We start from the raw sequence: 15635 nt of genomic DNA on the forward strand, positions 1-15635 counted from the left end.
TCTCTGGCGGCTCCCCACTGCAACTATGTACCTGCAGGGTATAAGTCTTGCAGCTCCAGGTTTTTTTTCGTTGGTTGAAGTCTCATTCACTTTTCCTTGGAAATCCGCGAGGCCGAGTCGTACTTGTACGTGGCGGACAAGTAGAAGGCCCTCAGGTCGATTTAGGGATTACTTTTCATCAAACACGACAAGGTCATCCTTCCTTGCACTTTTCCCGTTTGCAGGTCGCAAAAATACCGGATCACTGCGCTACATCTTTTGCGTCGTCATGTAGTGGTCAACGCATCAAGGCCTGCCTCTAAGACAAAGGGAGAGGTCGGATTCTTCTTGGCCATCGATAGCCGCAGATCCTCACGTGCTCTCGTCACTGCTACGTAGAACAAGCGACGCTCTTCCGATTCGGTGCTTTTCTCATCGGGCACAACGGTTTCCTCGGCCCGGATGATCCATACCCGATCCCACTCTAGCCCCTTGGAGCTGTGCATGGTTGTTAGGATCAACGCATCCGGCGCCGGCTCATTGTTGCTGCGGCGCAGGAACTCCAGCCTGTCGGAAAATGGACCATTGAGCCGGGACAGTACGTCGAACGTCGTGGTCGTGGCCCGGCGGGCAGGATCAGAGTCGGTCTGGTGCATCATCCATTCGTACACTCCTTCCAGCACCAGCGAATAAAACTGCCGGTCGCAGAGCGTTCGCCACTCGACAAGCCGTTTCATAAGTTCCCGATAGCGATCCGCCGATGCTTCCGAAAGGCCCAGTTCCAGAAGCTCTTTTCTTTGGCGCTGTTCTGTATTCGCGCGGCCCTTGCTGTGCAGGAGCCGTAGTTCTTGGGTATCAATCCCGACAAAGGACAGCAGCGCGTCCACACCGGTACTCTTCGTCCTCTGGACCAGTTCCAGAAGATTGCACATGAGGGCGGCCTCAGGCCGGTTCAGAATCGACTTGCCGGACGCCCGAAAATACTTGACGCCATGCGATCGGCATATCGCCTCGACGGGGTCGAGAATGCGGTTGGTCCGGGCAAGGACTGCCGCCGATTGGCCATTCCTTACCGCCGCCGTCAGATGCTCCATCGCTGCGACAGCCTCGGCATACTCGTCAGCGAACCGCTGGAACTGAACCTTCCCGCCGGGGCCCTTGTACGCAACCAGTTCCTTTGGGATCCTGTCGCGGTTATTCCGGATGATTCGGTCCGCCGCCCCAAGAATCTCTGCGTGGCAGCGATAATTGTTGCCCAACACCACTGACTGCGCGTCAAACTGACGAATGAAGGATTCCATTCCGCGGAAGCCCAACGCTGATCGGAAGCCATAGATGCTCTGATCATCATCGCCAACAACGGTCACAATCGATCCGGCCTGAGCATGCGAGGCGATCCACTGATATTGGAGAGGGTCAGTGTCCTGAAATTCGTCGACCAGGAGGTACCTGAACGGATACGGCTCGATGGTGCCGTTCTGCATGCCTTCCACGGCTAGCCGAAGCATGTCCTGAAAATCAATCTTGCCGTTTCGCTCCAGTGAATCTTGGTAGCCACGGTAAAGCACTTCTTCGGCGCTGCCGCTTTGCACTTGGCCGAAGTTGGTCTTAATCGCTTCAACCGCCGCGATGGCGTCCTCCACCTTCCAGTCCAACCCTAGGTCAGAGAGAACCTGGATCAGAAGCCCGGTACGATCGCCATCGGTGGCGACGTCTGGCGCGCTGCCGCCGTCGCGCCGTCCAAGCTGCTTATAGGCGAGAGAATGGAACGTACCAGCAAGCAGTCGCCTCTTCGTCGCTGATCCGGCAAGCGCGAGTATCCGCTCGCGAAGCTCGACCGCGGCGTCCTTACTGAACGTCACTGCGCCCACAGTCACATGCGGATCCGCAAGCAGGACTGCGGTCTTGGCAGCGATCGTCGCCGTCTTTCCAGCTCCAGGTACCGCCACGGCGAGGCAGTGCTGACGCAGGTCCACGACTTCGCGTTGGGCGGGATTAAGGACTGCTAGTACCTTTTCGAGCGACATTGGAATCCCGTTGTGGTGCTGGTGATAGCACGTGTGAGCAAGTGCCCCGAAGTACGACTACGAGACAGATACGAGGCAGTTGGGGCGCTGATGTTGGTGGGACCATCTGTCACGGGGTGATAGCAAGTGCCCCCACGGGACAACTTGTTGCCTCTGGGGTGACGTGCTCACACCAGGTGACACTTGGGCTTACATCCCGCGCACAGTCGTCATTAGCTTCAGGTGCGTGGTGTAGCTGCGCAGCCCCAGCGGCTGGAACTTGCGCAGGAAGCGAGTGACCTCGTCGTTGACGTCGCTCTGGTCACGGATGCCGTTCCAGACCATGAAGTCGAACTGGTCCATGGTTTGATCGAACTTGATCAGAACCTGCAGTGCGCGCACGGAGAACCGCGAATAGGCTTGAACCTCGAGTGAAAGGGAGGGGCGCTGGATTGTCGGCACAAACACGATCTCGCCTTGTGCGCGCATTTCCTGTTCCCGTTGTTCGCGGTAGGCTTTCGCCACTCGCAATTGCTCGTCCACATAATCCTCAATCTTCGAGAGTTCGCGCTCCAGGTAGTTTTCGAGTGTCGACAATTCAGAGCGCGAGAACGTGGCAGCTCCGAAGCGCTGCAGGTTCAACGACATCCGGTTCATGTACGGCCACCATTGCTCGAACAGCGGCCGCAGGCGGGTGTGATTGAGCTTGAGCGCCACTGGAACAACTGCCGCACCGGCAAGCTCGCGATTGAGGATCTGCAGGCCGAGCTCGCGCCGGCGTCGAACGATCGCTTGGCGGTCTTCAGGCGCCAGGTCCCGAAAAAGGTTACGGGTGCGCTCCACCTGAGCCTTGCGCTCCTCATGATCCGCTGTCGAGATCAGACCTTCCTGGCGCAGTGCGTCGGCCGATTGCTCCATCTCCGCGAGTTCGGTCTCGACGTCGCCAGAACTGTCAATTGCGCCAAGCGTTGGAGGTGTTGCGACGAGCGGCGCAGCAGCTACGTCGGTCGGCGCGGATTGCTGCAGGGTCTCTTCGGCGGGGGTCAAATCGGTCGTGGTCATGATGTTCTCCAATATGTGGCCGGGCACCGGCCTTGGTAGTCGTTACGGCACCGGCTACTTGCCGACATGGAAAGACGCCGCAAGGCGCCAGCAGAGCAGGCCAATCAGGCAGACACCAAAGGTCCACCAGGTCGCCAGCATGGGAAGGGGTAACAGCAGGGCAGACGTCCCGAAGCCGAAGCAGAGCGTCAATCCATGGGCCGCAACGTGGAATGTCACCGGATTGGCGAACCCAGCCCCGGCGGCGCGAATCTTTCGCGATACGGTCCCGTCGTTAAATAACGCAACGAGCAGGACGATCGCGCCGAGAACCCAGTGATGAGCCACCGCGGCCCGGTACACCGCACGGTAGATCGTCAGCCAGAAATGCTGCATCCAACCTCTGCCGAAGGCGGCGGCGCCCCCGTCGGAGAAACTGGTCTGGCCGTCGGAGCCGGTGAACGATGCCTTGACCGCACCGCTGTCGATGAACCATTTGTGAAAGCGGGCGTTGGCCAGCGAAACGACGATATCCGCCCTTTCCTGGCCGAGCACGCGTTCAACCGACGCCTGTTCGGCCTCACTGATTTCGAAGGCGCGATCGTTCTGCATGAACGGCGCCAGGGTGCAGATCATCAACGGCGAGACGATCAACCACAAGCGTACGTGCGAAGCGAACCGGCTGTTGGCCATGTCAGATCCAGCGCAGTGCCAGCCATAGCGGCAGGCTCAGAAAAGCGAACAGAGCGCCCCAGAAGATGGCCGGCTTGTCTACCGAAATCTTGACGAGCGCAAAGCATGCCGCGGCCGCTCCGCTGGAGAATGACTGGGGCATCTCCTGAGCAAGGTGGGGCGGCGCCGTCAACCACTCATGCATGTGCAGGGCGAGAGCGGGATCGACACCACAGAGCCTGGCCGCAAGGCGAGCGGGGGCCTGTTTGACTCGGATCGCCGCCCGGCGCGCGTCAGTGTGCAAAGTCGCCAGCGACATCGTAGTTCTCGAAGTAGCGGGTGAAGGTGTAACCCGTCAGGACCCGGGCAGCGAGCTGAAACGCTGCGCAGCGTTGCGTGATTGCGCCAGGTGCCGGTTCGTCGACGACGCGGCAGACATAGCCATCCGGCTGGCGCTGCTCGAACGCCGGAATGGATTCGTGAAACGGATACCAGACGTTGTACTTTTCGCCCTTGAACGCGGCATAGCGCTTGCCATAGAGCTCGTGAGCGCGGGAGAACAGCCCCATCATGAAAGCGACGTTGGGATCGCCGTGCTTGCGGGCGGCGCGCCACGCCGTGATGCCGTCGGCAAGCATTTCCTTGACCAGCGGCTCCTCGCGGACGCGGAAATTCACGCCGATGTAGTCGACTACCCGCGTGCAAATGTCATCAAGGTCCGGCGATAGCGAGAGCACGGGCGAGAGCTTCGCCGAAAGCTTGTATTCCTTGACGATTTGTCGGAACAGGCTGCTGCGCATTGGTATTAGTCCGTGATAATTGGAATTCGACCCTGGTAGACGGCGCCTCCAGAGATTCGCAGGAAGTACTGCAGGTTCGGCAGTTGCATGACCAGGTCGTGCGGAATGAGCGGCGCCTTCTCAAGCTGGGCCGATCGAGACACAGAGCCGCTGAACTCGCCGACATGAGCCTCCGTTCCGGTGCTGGTGCTGCTTGAGACGACCAGGTTGCGGATGGCTGTGGTCCCGGCTTTCTCGGAGAACCACTTGGCCGTGTCGATGTCTTCCAAGCGTAAAACGATCTGGTTGTTCAAATTCCCCAAGACTTGCTGCATTTTTGCCACGTTTCCGAGTTTGGCCGTGAAGTCGGAGCGGGTCTGGTAAGCGACGAACGCCTTGAAGCCTGCCCCGCGGCCCTTGTTCAAGAGCTGGAGCAATTGCTCGTTGATGGCCTCGGCCGCTTCGTCGACAACCAGGACAATCTCGGGCGGCTTGGCGTAGAAGTTGTAAATCGCGCCGGCGACCGATGCGATGTCGGCCAGCAGCATCGACATGACCGCCTGCGCCACCATCGAATTGGATAGCGAATCGGCGCCGACATAAAGCACAGCCTTCTGCTTGATGACCTTGTCGATATCCCAGATCTCGCGGTCATCCTCAAAATCGTCCGCTTTGGGCGCCAGCATCAGTCCGGTCTCTCCGGTGGCAAGCATCTGCAGAAGGGGCAGGGCAGAGGCAATGATCCGGCCATAGTGGTCGCGGTCATGCTGAAAGGTTGAAATCAGGCCGTCGATCGTCTCGTGCCCCTTGCCGAGCTTGGCGAATCGATCGATGTACATACTGACCATGGCATCAAGACGCGTGCCACCCATCTTCTGTGCGACCTTCTGCATGTACGCCGTGACTTCCTCTTCCCAATCAGGCTTGCCGGCCTCAGGGAAAAAGCGCTCCAGCGCTCGCTCGAGCAAATTGTTGATGCCATTCTGAGCGTACTGGAGGATCGACCGGAGATTCGGCTTGTCGCCCACGTACAGCTCGCCCTTGACGGATCGGTCAATAAACAGGAAGGCAAACTGGCGAAACGGACCTTCCTCCATCAGTTGGGCGATGCGAGTCGGAATTTCCGACGGCTGGGACCAGTTTTCCAACGGGTTCAGGCGAATGGATCGCGAGGGCGCCGCCTGTTTCCAGTACAAGAACTTGCGTCCGGTGCGCTCGCATTCACGCTTGCACCGTGCGACCCAGTCGGGATCGTTCTTGGGATCGATCGCGATCAACACGTCATTGGGGTTGTGGATCACCTGCGTCGAAATCAGCTCGAACGTGCGTGTCTTTCCCGACCCGGTAGTGCCGCTGATTGACGTGTGACCGCCCATTGCCTTGTAGTGAAAGGGGATGGGGCCGCGCTGCGATTCCATGCCCCCGATCCAGGATTTTCCCTGTGGCGAGCGGTCCGCAATGCTGTGCTCGGGGGCGAACGTTTTCTCGATCGCCTTGACGGTATCCTTCGGCAGCCATTTGGGCAGCCCCGGAACATCGCTTGATGGCATACGCAGGATGTCGTGGGCGATCTGACAGTGCTTCTGCGTCCATTCATATCCGGTACCCAGATACATGGCATCCTCGTCTTTGTCTGCGGAGCGCAGCTGTCGGCTCTTTGCAAGCAGGTCTTCGATCCTGATCAGGGTCAGCCATTTCGTGGAGATGGCAAGCCGGAACCGCAGCGCCCGCCACACCTGTGTGGAACGAACGAGCAGGAATGCCAGGCAAACCAGTGAGAAGTAGGCTCCGTTTGGCATGCCGCTCACGAGCAGCACCACGCAAGCAAGCGCCCAGCCGACGGCGGCCCGGAACTCGTAAATGGGGCGGAAGTGGTTAATGTAATGATTCATGCGTCGGATTGCGGGCCAGGCATGATCAGGTTTCCTACTTCGTCGACCAGCAGGATGTCCTGGCCAACGATCTTGTAGAGATGCCTGAACTTGCGCAGATGCTCAATGAGTGTGTCGGAGGCAATGCCATAGTTGCCGAGTGAGCGCTTGCTGATAGCAACCTTTCCCTCAACACGCGTCACTTTCGTCTTTCCAGCGGCCGCGTCCTGCGAGAGCGCCTTGAAGAACTCGCGCATGAGGTTCGAGGTGCCAGCGAGTGCCTTGAAGGGATCCTCGGGCGTCGGCTCCTTGCGCAACGAACGCGCTCCGTCGAGTTGCACCACGTTGCGAGACGTCTCAACTCGTGCATGCGGCTCGCTGACCGCCGGCGAGCCGTTGGCCGTATCGGGCGAATCCGGTCTGCTACCTGCCGCTTGGGGTGGCGTCTCTGCTTCTGTCTTCGCAGTATTCGCGTTCGCCTGGGGCAGGTTCGCTGGCGACGTCGGGGCGTCGGCCCCATCGGCGGCCAGGCTCTGCGCCGCCGGCGCTGGGGTCGCGTCCGGGGCAAAGGCGGCACGGCGAGCCTTCACCTCAAACTGGGTTGTGGTGTCGATTGCTTGCCGCACAACCTTGTGCAGTAGCGTCTCCAGGCCTGACGGTCGTGGATCCGGGTTGATGGCGCCGAACAGTTCGGAGAGCACGTGGCTGTCGAAAGCGCCCAACCGTTCGGCCCCGAGGATCTCTCGCGCGAGCAGCGCCGTGCGCATCCGTTCGATCGGCAACGCTGCCTCCCGCCGCGTCACCTGGTAGGTGTCAGCGCCGAGCCAGCTGCCGAACGCCCCGTGTGCGGCAGGAACCCATTCCGCTCCATCCCGATGCCGAAAGAACTGGAAGTGGCGACAGGGCTCGTCCAGCCGCGAACAGCAGGCAGCCAGAAAGAGCGCATACAGGTACTGAGGTTCAAGCTGGCGCCGTCGTTCCGACGTCTGGTCTGCGGCAAATTTCTGAGCGCCGGAAAGGCGCATGGCGAAGTAGGCCGCTTCGACCGTGGCACGAAACGCCCCGCCGGGCTCGGCGTGTTCGGCCGGCCGAAGCGGCATGCTGGAGAACCATGCGGCGCAGCGTTCCAACACGCTCAGCCACTTGCTCTTGATGTCTGCCTCGTTCGTTTCGTTGGCGTATTGCCGAACCAACGCGAGGCGGCTGTCGTGGGCTGCCAGCAAGTCCGCTGCTGGCAAGGGGTGATGGACCGTCATTTCTTGCCCTTCTTGGCGAGGAACCCACCGATGCCGCCAGCTGCCTTCATACCCAGGCGAGCCGCGGCGCCACCGCTAAGACCACCCCCCGATCCAAAGACCGCACCCGACATCTTGGGAATCTCGAGTGCGACCAGCAGCATGAACAAGGCAACACCAAGGGCATAGGCGGCGCCAGCCAAAGATTTCGTGCCAATGCCAGTCTGATCAGCGATCGTGGAAGTGAAAGCGCTTGAAACGAGTCGCGCCATGATGGTTGAGATGACGATATACATCGAAGCGCCGATCATGAAATCGAGCCACGACATGAAATAGCGCCGTGTGTAGTCGGAGAACGCCAGGGCTACTGCAAGGGGGCCGATCACGATACCCACAGCGGCCTGAATCTCACCCAAGGCGATGAAGAAGCTGTACATCAGCGCTGCCACCGCGCAGACCACGAACGTAAAGAGAAGAGTCAATCCCGAAACCGCCACGCCGAGCTTGCTCAGACCGCTTGCCGCGTCCATCGCCTGGTTGTACGAGTCCAGGAATCCCGCGCCCACCGAGATGAGGGTCATCGCCGGATTGCTGGACCGCGTACCGGCGATCTTGTTGGCGAGTGTCGTGAACCAATCATAGATGCCCGGCGCAAATTGGCTGTATCCCACATAGATCGAGGCGAGAATGCCGAGCACCATGATGGTTTCCAGGATGTCGTTCCATGCGCTGGTTGGATCATTCGTGGCGGCGAACCGGATGGCGGCAAGCGTCAGCGTAATGAGCGCCAATCCGTATGCCACCTTGTCCGTCTCCGATCGTATGCTCTGACTGAGTGAGGTGGCGCCCCCAATCAGGCCGGTGCGGAAGGAATCGAACTGCCCAATCCAACTTTTGAGGGATTCGGCAACAGTGCCCGTCGGACCCGAGAAAGACGGCGGGGTCTGGGCAGACTCCACGGACTGGGAAGGGGACCCGGCTTCGGCACTCGTTGACTGAGCAAAGGCCGGGGCGGTGTGCAAGAGCACCGCGGTGACAAGCAGAACCAGTAGGCGCAGCAGCATGGCGTTCATTGCAACCGGATCAGTCAGCTTGCAGCTTGCGGGAGAACACGCGGGCGCGCAGCTGCTTGAGTTCTTCATCCTGCGCGATCGTAATCGCGCGCATGGCCTCGGCGCTTTGGGATTCCTTCGCGACGCTCTGTTGTTCCTTGTCCGCGTCGGCTTGAGCGCGAACGCTCATGAGCTGCAGCAGATCCGAGTTCTGGCTGGCGAGCACGTCCAGCATCTGGTTGGTCGTCTGCGCCGCGGCTTGCGCGGTCGGCGAGAGCTTAATGCTCGATTGAATCTTTTGCCGGCGCTTCGCCACTGACTGCGTATTCTTGTAGATTTGCTCGCCCAGGCTGAACAGGGCCTTGGCAGTCTTGTCGCCGTTCCTAAACAGATTGCGCTGGTCCTCGAACCATTGCTCCTTGGTTTTTCCCGAAGCGACGACCATGCTATGAATCTTCTTCAGGTAGTCGGCGTTGTCCGAAACCGTGCCGTAGAGGTCCTTGAGCGTGGTGCCGTAGATCTCGTACTTACCGATGTCATCGGCGATGGAGTCCAGTTGCTCCGTAATGGCGGCCACATCCAGACCTGTGGCCTGCAGAAGCTGGTTGGCCATCATCTTGTACTGATAGATGATGTTGGTATTCTCGTAGACCTCGGTTTTCAGCGACTGCATTGCCGTCATGGTGGTTTGCACGAGGCCAACCCAATCGGTGACCGGCAGGGCAGCGTGGGCAGACGAAGCCCCGAAGACCGAGGTTGCGATGGCGATGTTGGCGATCCACTTCTTCACGTTGTTTCTCCAAAGTTATGCTGCGCGCGCAAGCATTTCGCGCACATAGCGGTCCTGCCAATCGGATTCACCCGACGCGTAGTGCTTGTCGCAGATTGACTGTGCGACCCCGTCCGAGCGCAGCATGGCCACCATCTCGTCGGAGAATGCCGTCTGCAGCATTCGTGTCTGGGTGTTAGTGATCAGTAGGTAGTCGCGGTTAGGCACCGCGTCTGAAATCAGCTGCACTTGGTCATCGGTTAGCCCGAATTTCTCCTTGTAGAGTTCGGGACTGGTCTTAGCCTGGCTGTTAGGCAGGTAGATCCAGTTGGCGATGTTTTCCTTGAGGATCTCGAAGTTCGCCACGCGCGCAATCTGACGCAGGGACTGCGTCGCGCACCAGATGGCGCCGTTGAGCTTGCGGATGGTGGTGATCCAATCCTCGTAGCGCCGATAGAATCGCTCGTTCTGGAAGAAGAAGCCGCATTCCTCGACCTCGATGATCGTGTAGCGGATGCCATCCATCGACTGACTGATCCGGTAGAACGCATAATCGGTGAACAGCACCGCTGCGCGTTCGTACTTCTGGAACAGTTCACCCATCTCGATACACAGGTTGTCACTAACCGAGAAAGCGTCTTCGGCGTGATCGAAGAAGTGCCCGTACTGACCACCCTTGAGCCAGATCTGAAGCCGCCCGCGCAAATCCGCATGCAGCATCGTCGAGAGCGAGCTGAGGGTCCAGCGCTCGCGAGGGTAGCCAGCCAGCAGCTTGACGGCCTCAAAGAGATCCTGCACCTGCTGAGGCGACAGCGTGAAGTCGTCATCCTCTAGGGAGAGCGTCAGCCACTCCGTGATGTAAGTGAAGTTCTTCGGGTCGGCCAGCAGCGACAACGGATTGACCGGCGTGCTGGTCTGAAACTTCCCGGTGACGTCAATGAAGGTACCTCCGCTCAGCAGCGTCGGAATGCGTGTGGAACGGTCCTTGTCGAAGCGAATCCGCCGCGCCTTGTGCCTGTCGCCTTGCGACACCAGGAAATTCAGGAACACCGATTTGCCGGCACCGATCGGGCCGATGACGAACAGATGGCCGTTGCCGCCGCGCTGATGCATGTCGACGCGCTGAATTGTGCGGTGGCGCGTTGGCAGGCAGGTCAGGGGAGGCACTTCCGCTCCGGTCTTCTCGCTTAGCCACGCGTTATAGGACGGGCCTTCCAGGACCGAGCGAACCGGCGCGATGTCGGACACGGCCGGCGTTTCCACGAACTGGAGGCGGCGTTGCTTGTCCCAGCGGCCAGGCAGGGTACTGTTCCAAGCGGGCATCAGGTTCGCCTTCTCGCGGATCGTCCCGAAGCCGGCGTTGGTCAATGCGCCGACCACCTCGCTGACGGCGTCCTCGCATTCACCTTCGGAATCCGCGTAGACAATCACCGAGATATTGGCAAAGCCGTGCTGGATCCCCTCGGCGGTGAGACGCTTGAGTGCGTATCCCGCCTCCTTGGCCAGTTCCTCGCGGCCTTCGTCGTTCTCGCTTTCCTCCTTGGAGACGTACTGCTTCATCATGGAGCGCAGGTTCACCGCCGCCATCTTGTAGAAGCGGCGCACCTTCTCGATGTAGGCCGTGGCGCGCGCGGTGTCCAGAAAGCGGTACATGATGCAGATATCCAACTCGGCATCCACGTGCATCAGGCTGTCAAGCGCCGCTTCCTGGAAGCTCATCCATTCCTTCACCGCAACAACCGCGGCATAACGCTTGCCGTGGGCGGATTCGAATAGCAATCGCTCGGCGCCCACCGTGACCTCGGATTCCGTCAGGTGCGTGTCGAGCAAGGTGACAGGAAACCGGATGCGGCGCGGCGGCACGCTAGGATTGGCGACCTGGTGAAGCGCGGCATAGCTGTCCTGCATGGTGAGCCGGGTCGGCTTGATGCGCGGAATGCCGCCGGTAAATGCATCGAGCATGGCCTCGAAGCGCCGGGTATCCGCGTGCATCCGCTCCATGTCGAAGGCGAAAGCGCTGCGAGAGAGAACCGTGTCTTTTGCCGCCTCAACGATGGCGCCGTACACCGAGCGCCCCCCAACCGTCATGTGATAGCCAATCTTCTCGAAGAACTTTGCAATGCCCGACTCGGGGGTGTAGGCAATGCTGAGGGCGTGCGTGTTCCGGAAGTACCGCCCGGTGGTCATATGCGCACGGTTCAGTGCGTTCAGACGTGCGTCGGCGCTGTTGCTGAAATCGCCGTCGATGAAGCCGGTTGTGCGGCGGTGGGACAGCCGCCACCAGGCGGTGATGCGGTTGTCGAAGGATCGGCAAGCCTGGTCGAGCTGGTCGCGGGCCGAGGTAATGTCACTGGCATCGGCGCTATCCGCGTCGACACCCCGAAACTCATAGGCCGCCAGAAGTGATCCATCCTTGTTCAGGATCAGTTCCGGCGTAATGGACGTGAGCCACGGCACGATCTCGGCCAGCGGCCGGCGTTTCAGTTTCAGCATGGCAGGTCGCTGTCAAAGCCGTAAGGCCGGCGAAAGACCGAGTGAGATTTCCCGTGCCAGGGGACGGACTCGTACAGGTCGCCGTACATGTTGTAGATGTTGAGAATCTGGTTCCACCATGGATCCCGGCTTGTCAGCCAGGCCAGCAGCGCGTGGTTGCAAAGACCGCTGACGAATATCGCCGCCGGGATCTCCCAGCCACTGCGGTAAGTGACATAGATCAGCAGCGCGACGATGGTGCCGTTGGCGATGGCCAGTCCGCGTACCGCGCCGGCGATCAGGCGCGGCATCGACAAGCCGATGCTCACATGGTGCTTGCGCATGTCAGAAGCCGGTGCAGGCGGCCACAATATTCAGCGTCTTGAGGATCGACGGTGCCGCCGCGGCGAGGCCGACGCCCACGCACGCCCCCGAAATGAACTTGGACAGGCTCGACTCCGCATTGGCATAGGCGTACGCGCCGAGCACGATGACGATCAGGCCAATGACGAAGAGGTACTTGGTGTTGATGAAGGTGGCGATGCCACAGATGAAGTTGCCGAGATTGCCGAGGAACGAATCGTCCGCGGCGGCGGCGGAGGTGGCCACCGCCATCATGCCGACGAGCAACAGGACGGAAGGCGCGTACTTGCGTGCGGTGGCGCGGGCGCGCAGGGAGAACTGGGGGGTCATGCGGAGGGACTCCTGAGGTTAGAAAACGCGTTGGAATTCGTAGTCGTTGTTGCGAAATCCCTTGATCTCAATGATCTCGGAGAGCACACGCATGTCGCCCGATCGCTTCATGTGCACCACGTAGTGAATGCAGTCTGCGATGAGCCGGCGCATGTCCTCGACCTTCCAGCCGGAGCCGGGTGGAATGCCGAGGAGCGCCATGCTTTCGAGACGGGACAAAGCCATGCGTGGGCTTGGTGCGTGAAGAGATCCCATGCCACCGTCGTGGCCGGTGTTGAAGGCCTGGAGCATGTCGTATGCTTCACCGCCGCGGACTTCACCAACGAGAATCCGGTCGGGCCGGAAGCGCAGGGAGAGCGCAATCAGATGCTGCGTGGTGACCCCCTTGTCGGCGTTGGATAGCAGGCGCACAACGTTCGGCACGCTGGGCTTGAGTTCGGTCGTGTCCTCGATGGTGATGACGCGCTCGTCCGGCGGGATCTCCCCAACCATGGCGTTGAGAAGCGTGGTCTTGCCAGAGGACGTACCGCCTGCGACCAGGATGTTCTTGCGTTGTCGGACAAGCTCTCCAAGGGCCTGGGCGAGCGCTTCGTCCTCGACGCGACCGGTGAAAATGGGTGTTTCGGCTTCCGTGCGCGCGTGTCGCGAGGAGAAGGCACCGGCCTTCACGTAATCCGACAACCGCATGTTCTTCTCGCGATGGCGACGAATGCTGAGTGCGTGACCCTCGATCGAGGTCGGCTGCATCACCGCCGCAATCCGCAGGCCCTTGTGACCTGCGTTGATGATGCCTTGTGATGTCCCACGGACTGCGGACTTCTCGACAGAGGAGGCCAGTGACCGGATTGCCCCTTCGACCTTGAAGGGGTCGAGCACGACATCGAGGCGGGTCATGACGCCGCGCCGCTCGACCCAGATGCTGTTGTGGCGGTTGATCATGACTTCTGCGACATCATCCGCATGGATGACGTCGTGCAGCGGCGCCAGCGATTCGAAGAACATCGAAACGGCGCTATCGGCCAGCTGCGTGAGCTGCAGAAGAGGGTGGTTGGCGGACGCTGATTCCATGCCCGCTATTGTTGGCGGGCAAAGCCTGACTTTGCGGACCGAAAGCTAGGCCATTTTCAGGAGCTTTCGATCGAGTCTGCAGCGTGTGGCGGCACCGTCGTCGCGAAAAGGAACATGTTCCCTCCAATATCAGCGAAAGGCGCGGTCAAATCCTGAGCATTCGACGGGGGATGCGCCAATGCTGTCGCTCAGCATGTGCAATCGGCAGAACCGGCATCGGAAGCTCGTTCGCTCGTTAGCATTGAAGGCCGATGCGACAAATATGGAAAGCTCTGCAAAATGGCATAGCTTTCGAGGCCAGGTAGAGGGCAATTCGCTGATTCAATTAGCGGCATCCCAAAGTCCTGCCGCCACATGCTCTTCTCTCGCAAATCCACCGACAAAGCCAAGCCCCTGACCGTCGCGCCGGGCATGTATGGCGAAGAGCGTCCGGAGCAAGTCGTTTTCGATCGGACCACGCGCATCACCGTGGACCGCAACCACTGGAAGCTCGCTACCGCCGGCGCCGCATGCCTCGCGCTCGTCGCGATTCTGACCCGGGAGCCGCCGCCGTCGGTGGTGAAGGTCGTGGGCGTGTCGGCCGATGCGACGGGCAAGCCCATCACGCGCGAACTGGACGCATTCCACCCGGATGAACGGCAAGTGCAAGCTGCACTGAAGGATCTTGTGCAGCGGTGGTTCACCATCGAGCCCATCCTGACGCCGCAGATCGAATCATCGCGCATGGCGGCGAACCTGCGTTCGGTGCGAGAACAGATGCTGGGATCGGCGAAAGAGCAGTTCAAGGCATGGGTGGACGAGGATGAGCCGTTCCGGCAGGTGATGGCATCGCCGACGCTCACACGCGAGCCCCGGTTCACCAACATCGCAAGCCTGCCCGACAGCACGGTCGTGGTCGAGTTCGTCACGACGACAACCGAAGACGGATACAAGCCGCGCAAGCAGCGGTACGCGATTACCTTTCGCTACCAAGTCAAGCCGGCCGACAAGGAGGCCATGCTCGGCACGAATCCGTTTGGCGTGTTCCCCATCTTTTTCTCGATCCAGAAATCCGCGGCCTGAGCCGCGACTATGCCCATGGAAGCCCGTACCCCCTCCCGAGTTCTCCCGCTGGTCATCGCCCTTGGCCTGGCACTGTTGCTTTCCATTCCGGATGGCCACGCTGCGGACAAGACTGGGCGCCGTCCTGGCGCTGGCATTGCCGGGCTGGGTATCGGCGACCTGAGCGACGCCATGAATCCGGGGAATCCGTTCAATGGCGGTGTCGATCCTATCGCGCTGCCGGGTGACTCTCGGCTCGTGGTGTTCACGTACAGCCGGGACCAAATTTTCCGGGTGCTGAGCGCGCCATTGAAGGTCACGACCATCGAGTTTCCGGACGACGAGCAGATCGTTGGCGACCCGGCCTGGGGCGAGAACGTACGTTGGGACTATGACACCGATGGCGCCAACCATCTCTACGTGAAGCCGCAGGCGGCGGGCCTCGTCAATACGCTGTCGGTGAACACGAACAAGCGCAGCTACGAGTTCACGCTGGTGTCGTCGCCTCTGGGCGGTATCTTTTACCAGAAGGTGCGATTCCGCATTCCGACGTCGATCTCGGCCAAGGTCAAGGCCCGCAATGACTCGCGTAGCGAGCAGGCGGACAATGCGAAGGCGACAGAGGGGGGCGATTCGCGTAACGTCGACGCCGTGGCGGTGCCACCGGACCAGCTGAATTTCGAATACGCCATTTCGGGAAGCGCCAGCTTCAAGCCGGAGACCGCTTTCGACGATGGCAAGGCGCTATGGCTACGGTTACCTGCCGCCGCGCTTCAGAGCTGGCCGGTCGCCCTGGTGAAGGACGGCAGCGACTTCGTGGTGGTGAACCAGATCCGTCGCGGCGGCTATCTGGTGGTCCAGCGTCTGGCCGATACCGTTGTGCTGCGCTCCGGCGACGATGAAGTCAGGATCGAGCGTGGCCGTCGTCGCGTGTTGGGGCTGTTCTGATGCGCGGCG

At 60.4% G+C, this 15635-nt stretch carries 15 protein-coding genes; 2 read left to right on the forward strand and 13 right to left on the reverse strand.

What is annotated here, in order from left to right:
* Window positions 1-266: 266 nt before the first annotated feature.
* The 13 genes from MKD50_RS28805 to MKD50_RS28865 form a co-directional block, all read right to left on the reverse strand.
* Window positions 267-2006, reverse strand: coding sequence for an ATP-dependent helicase (locus MKD50_RS28805; protein WP_012354582.1), 1740 nt, complete (start codon window positions 2004-2006; stop codon window positions 267-269).
* Window positions 2007-2195: 189 nt separating this feature from the next.
* Window positions 2196-3047, reverse strand: a complete 852-nt coding sequence (locus tag MKD50_RS28810) for a hypothetical protein (protein WP_012354581.1) — start codon at window positions 3045-3047, stop codon at window positions 2196-2198.
* Between the two features lie 54 nt (window positions 3048-3101).
* Window positions 3102-3719, reverse strand: coding sequence for an IncC plasmid conjugative DNA transfer DtrJ family protein (locus MKD50_RS28815; RefSeq protein ID WP_012354580.1), 618 nt, complete (start codon window positions 3717-3719; stop codon window positions 3102-3104).
* 1 nt (window position 3720) lies between these two features.
* Window positions 3721-4017 (reverse strand): hypothetical protein, encoded by a 297-nt coding sequence (locus tag MKD50_RS28820; RefSeq protein WP_018003854.1) that lies wholly within the window; start codon window positions 4015-4017, stop codon window positions 3721-3723.
* A complete protein-coding gene (locus MKD50_RS28825; protein WP_012354578.1) occupies window positions 3992-4498 on the reverse strand; it encodes a hypothetical protein in 507 nt (168 codons plus the stop codon). The genes MKD50_RS28820 and MKD50_RS28825 overlap by 26 nt, the downstream gene beginning before the upstream one ends.
* A 5-nt stretch (window positions 4499-4503) precedes the next feature.
* On the reverse strand, window positions 4504-6369 hold the full coding sequence (gene traD, locus MKD50_RS28830) for a conjugative transfer system coupling protein TraD (RefSeq protein WP_012354577.1): 1866 nt from the start codon (window positions 6367-6369) through the stop codon (window positions 4504-4506).
* Window positions 6366-7604 (reverse strand): TraI domain-containing protein, encoded by a 1239-nt coding sequence (locus MKD50_RS28835; RefSeq protein WP_012354576.1) that lies wholly within the window; start codon window positions 7602-7604, stop codon window positions 6366-6368. The genes traD and MKD50_RS28835 overlap by 4 nt, the downstream gene beginning before the upstream one ends.
* Complete coding sequence (locus MKD50_RS28840) at window positions 7601-8656, reverse strand: TrbL/VirB6 family protein (protein ID WP_012354575.1); 1056 nt, start codon at window positions 8654-8656, stop codon at window positions 7601-7603. The genes MKD50_RS28835 and MKD50_RS28840 overlap by 4 nt, the downstream gene beginning before the upstream one ends.
* A gap of 10 nt (window positions 8657-8666) precedes the next feature.
* Complete coding sequence (locus MKD50_RS28845) at window positions 8667-9425, reverse strand: TrbJ/VirB5 family protein (RefSeq protein ID WP_012354574.1); 759 nt, start codon at window positions 9423-9425, stop codon at window positions 8667-8669.
* 15 nt (window positions 9426-9440) lie between these two features.
* Entirely contained in the window at window positions 9441-11897 is a 2457-nt protein-coding gene (locus MKD50_RS28850; protein WP_012354573.1) for a VirB4 family type IV secretion system protein, read from the reverse strand.
* Entirely contained in the window at window positions 11891-12220 is a 330-nt protein-coding gene (locus tag MKD50_RS28855) for a type IV secretory pathway, conjugal transfer protein (RefSeq protein ID WP_012354572.1), read from the reverse strand. The genes MKD50_RS28850 and MKD50_RS28855 overlap by 7 nt, the downstream gene beginning before the upstream one ends.
* Before the next feature lies 1 nt (window position 12221).
* Window positions 12222-12569: a TrbC/VirB2 family protein gene (locus MKD50_RS28860; protein ID WP_012354571.1), complete on the reverse strand. Its 348-nt coding sequence runs from the start codon at window positions 12567-12569 to the stop codon at window positions 12222-12224.
* 18 nt (window positions 12570-12587) lie between these two features.
* Complete coding sequence (locus tag MKD50_RS28865; protein WP_012354570.1) at window positions 12588-13637, reverse strand: TadA family conjugal transfer-associated ATPase; 1050 nt, start codon at window positions 13635-13637, stop codon at window positions 12588-12590.
* A 354-nt stretch (window positions 13638-13991) separates the two neighbouring features.
* Here MKD50_RS28865 and MKD50_RS28870 point away from each other — a divergent pair, with 354 nt between their 5' ends.
* Complete coding sequence (locus MKD50_RS28870) at window positions 13992-14699, forward strand: VirB8/TrbF family protein (RefSeq protein WP_012354569.1); 708 nt, start codon at window positions 13992-13994, stop codon at window positions 14697-14699.
* A 15-nt stretch (window positions 14700-14714) separates the two neighbouring features.
* The gene (locus tag MKD50_RS28875; protein WP_012354568.1) at window positions 14715-15626 is read left to right on the forward strand and encodes a TrbG/VirB9 family P-type conjugative transfer protein; all 912 of its coding nucleotides are present in this window, start codon (window positions 14715-14717) and stop codon (window positions 15624-15626) included.
* Window positions 15627-15635: the final 9 nt, after the last annotated feature.

The organism is Cupriavidus mimosae (assembly GCF_023952485.1).
GTDB classification, from domain to species: Bacteria; Pseudomonadota; Gammaproteobacteria; order Burkholderiales; family Burkholderiaceae; genus Cupriavidus; species Cupriavidus taiwanensis_C.

Bases quoted from the DNA above. Each gene is read 5' to 3' on its own strand.
- MKD50_RS28805 (WP_012354582.1), bottom strand. From the start codon at position 2,006: ATGTCGCTCGAAAAGGTACTAGCAGTCCTTAATCCCGCCCAACGCGAA.
- MKD50_RS28840 (WP_012354575.1), bottom strand. From the start codon at position 8,656: ATGAACGCCATGCTGCTGCGCCTACTGGTTCTGCTTGTCACCGCGGTG.
- MKD50_RS28870 (WP_012354569.1), top strand. From the start codon at position 13,992: ATGCTCTTCTCTCGCAAATCCACCGACAAAGCCAAGCCCCTGACCGTC.
- MKD50_RS28820 (WP_018003854.1), bottom strand. From the start codon at position 4,017: ATGTCGCTGGCGACTTTGCACACTGACGCGCGCCGGGCGGCGATCCGA.
- MKD50_RS28860 (WP_012354571.1), bottom strand. From the start codon at position 12,569: ATGACCCCCCAGTTCTCCCTGCGCGCCCGCGCCACCGCACGCAAGTAC.
- MKD50_RS28825 (WP_012354578.1), bottom strand. From the start codon at position 4,498: ATGCGCAGCAGCCTGTTCCGACAAATCGTCAAGGAATACAAGCTTTCG.
- MKD50_RS28865 (WP_012354570.1), bottom strand. From the start codon at position 13,637: ATGGAATCAGCGTCCGCCAACCACCCTCTTCTGCAGCTCACGCAGCTG.
- MKD50_RS28810 (WP_012354581.1), bottom strand. From the start codon at position 3,047: ATGACCACGACCGATTTGACCCCCGCCGAAGAGACCCTGCAGCAATCC.
- MKD50_RS28875 (WP_012354568.1), top strand. From the start codon at position 14,715: ATGGAAGCCCGTACCCCCTCCCGAGTTCTCCCGCTGGTCATCGCCCTT.
- MKD50_RS28850 (WP_012354573.1), bottom strand. From the start codon at position 11,897: ATGCTGAAACTGAAACGCCGGCCGCTGGCCGAGATCGTGCCGTGGCTC.
- MKD50_RS28835 (WP_012354576.1), bottom strand. From the start codon at position 7,604: ATGACGGTCCATCACCCCTTGCCAGCAGCGGACTTGCTGGCAGCCCAC.
- traD (WP_012354577.1), bottom strand. From the start codon at position 6,369: ATGAATCATTACATTAACCACTTCCGCCCCATTTACGAGTTCCGGGCC.
- MKD50_RS28815 (WP_012354580.1), bottom strand. From the start codon at position 3,719: ATGGCCAACAGCCGGTTCGCTTCGCACGTACGCTTGTGGTTGATCGTC.
- MKD50_RS28855 (WP_012354572.1), bottom strand. From the start codon at position 12,220: ATGCGCAAGCACCATGTGAGCATCGGCTTGTCGATGCCGCGCCTGATC.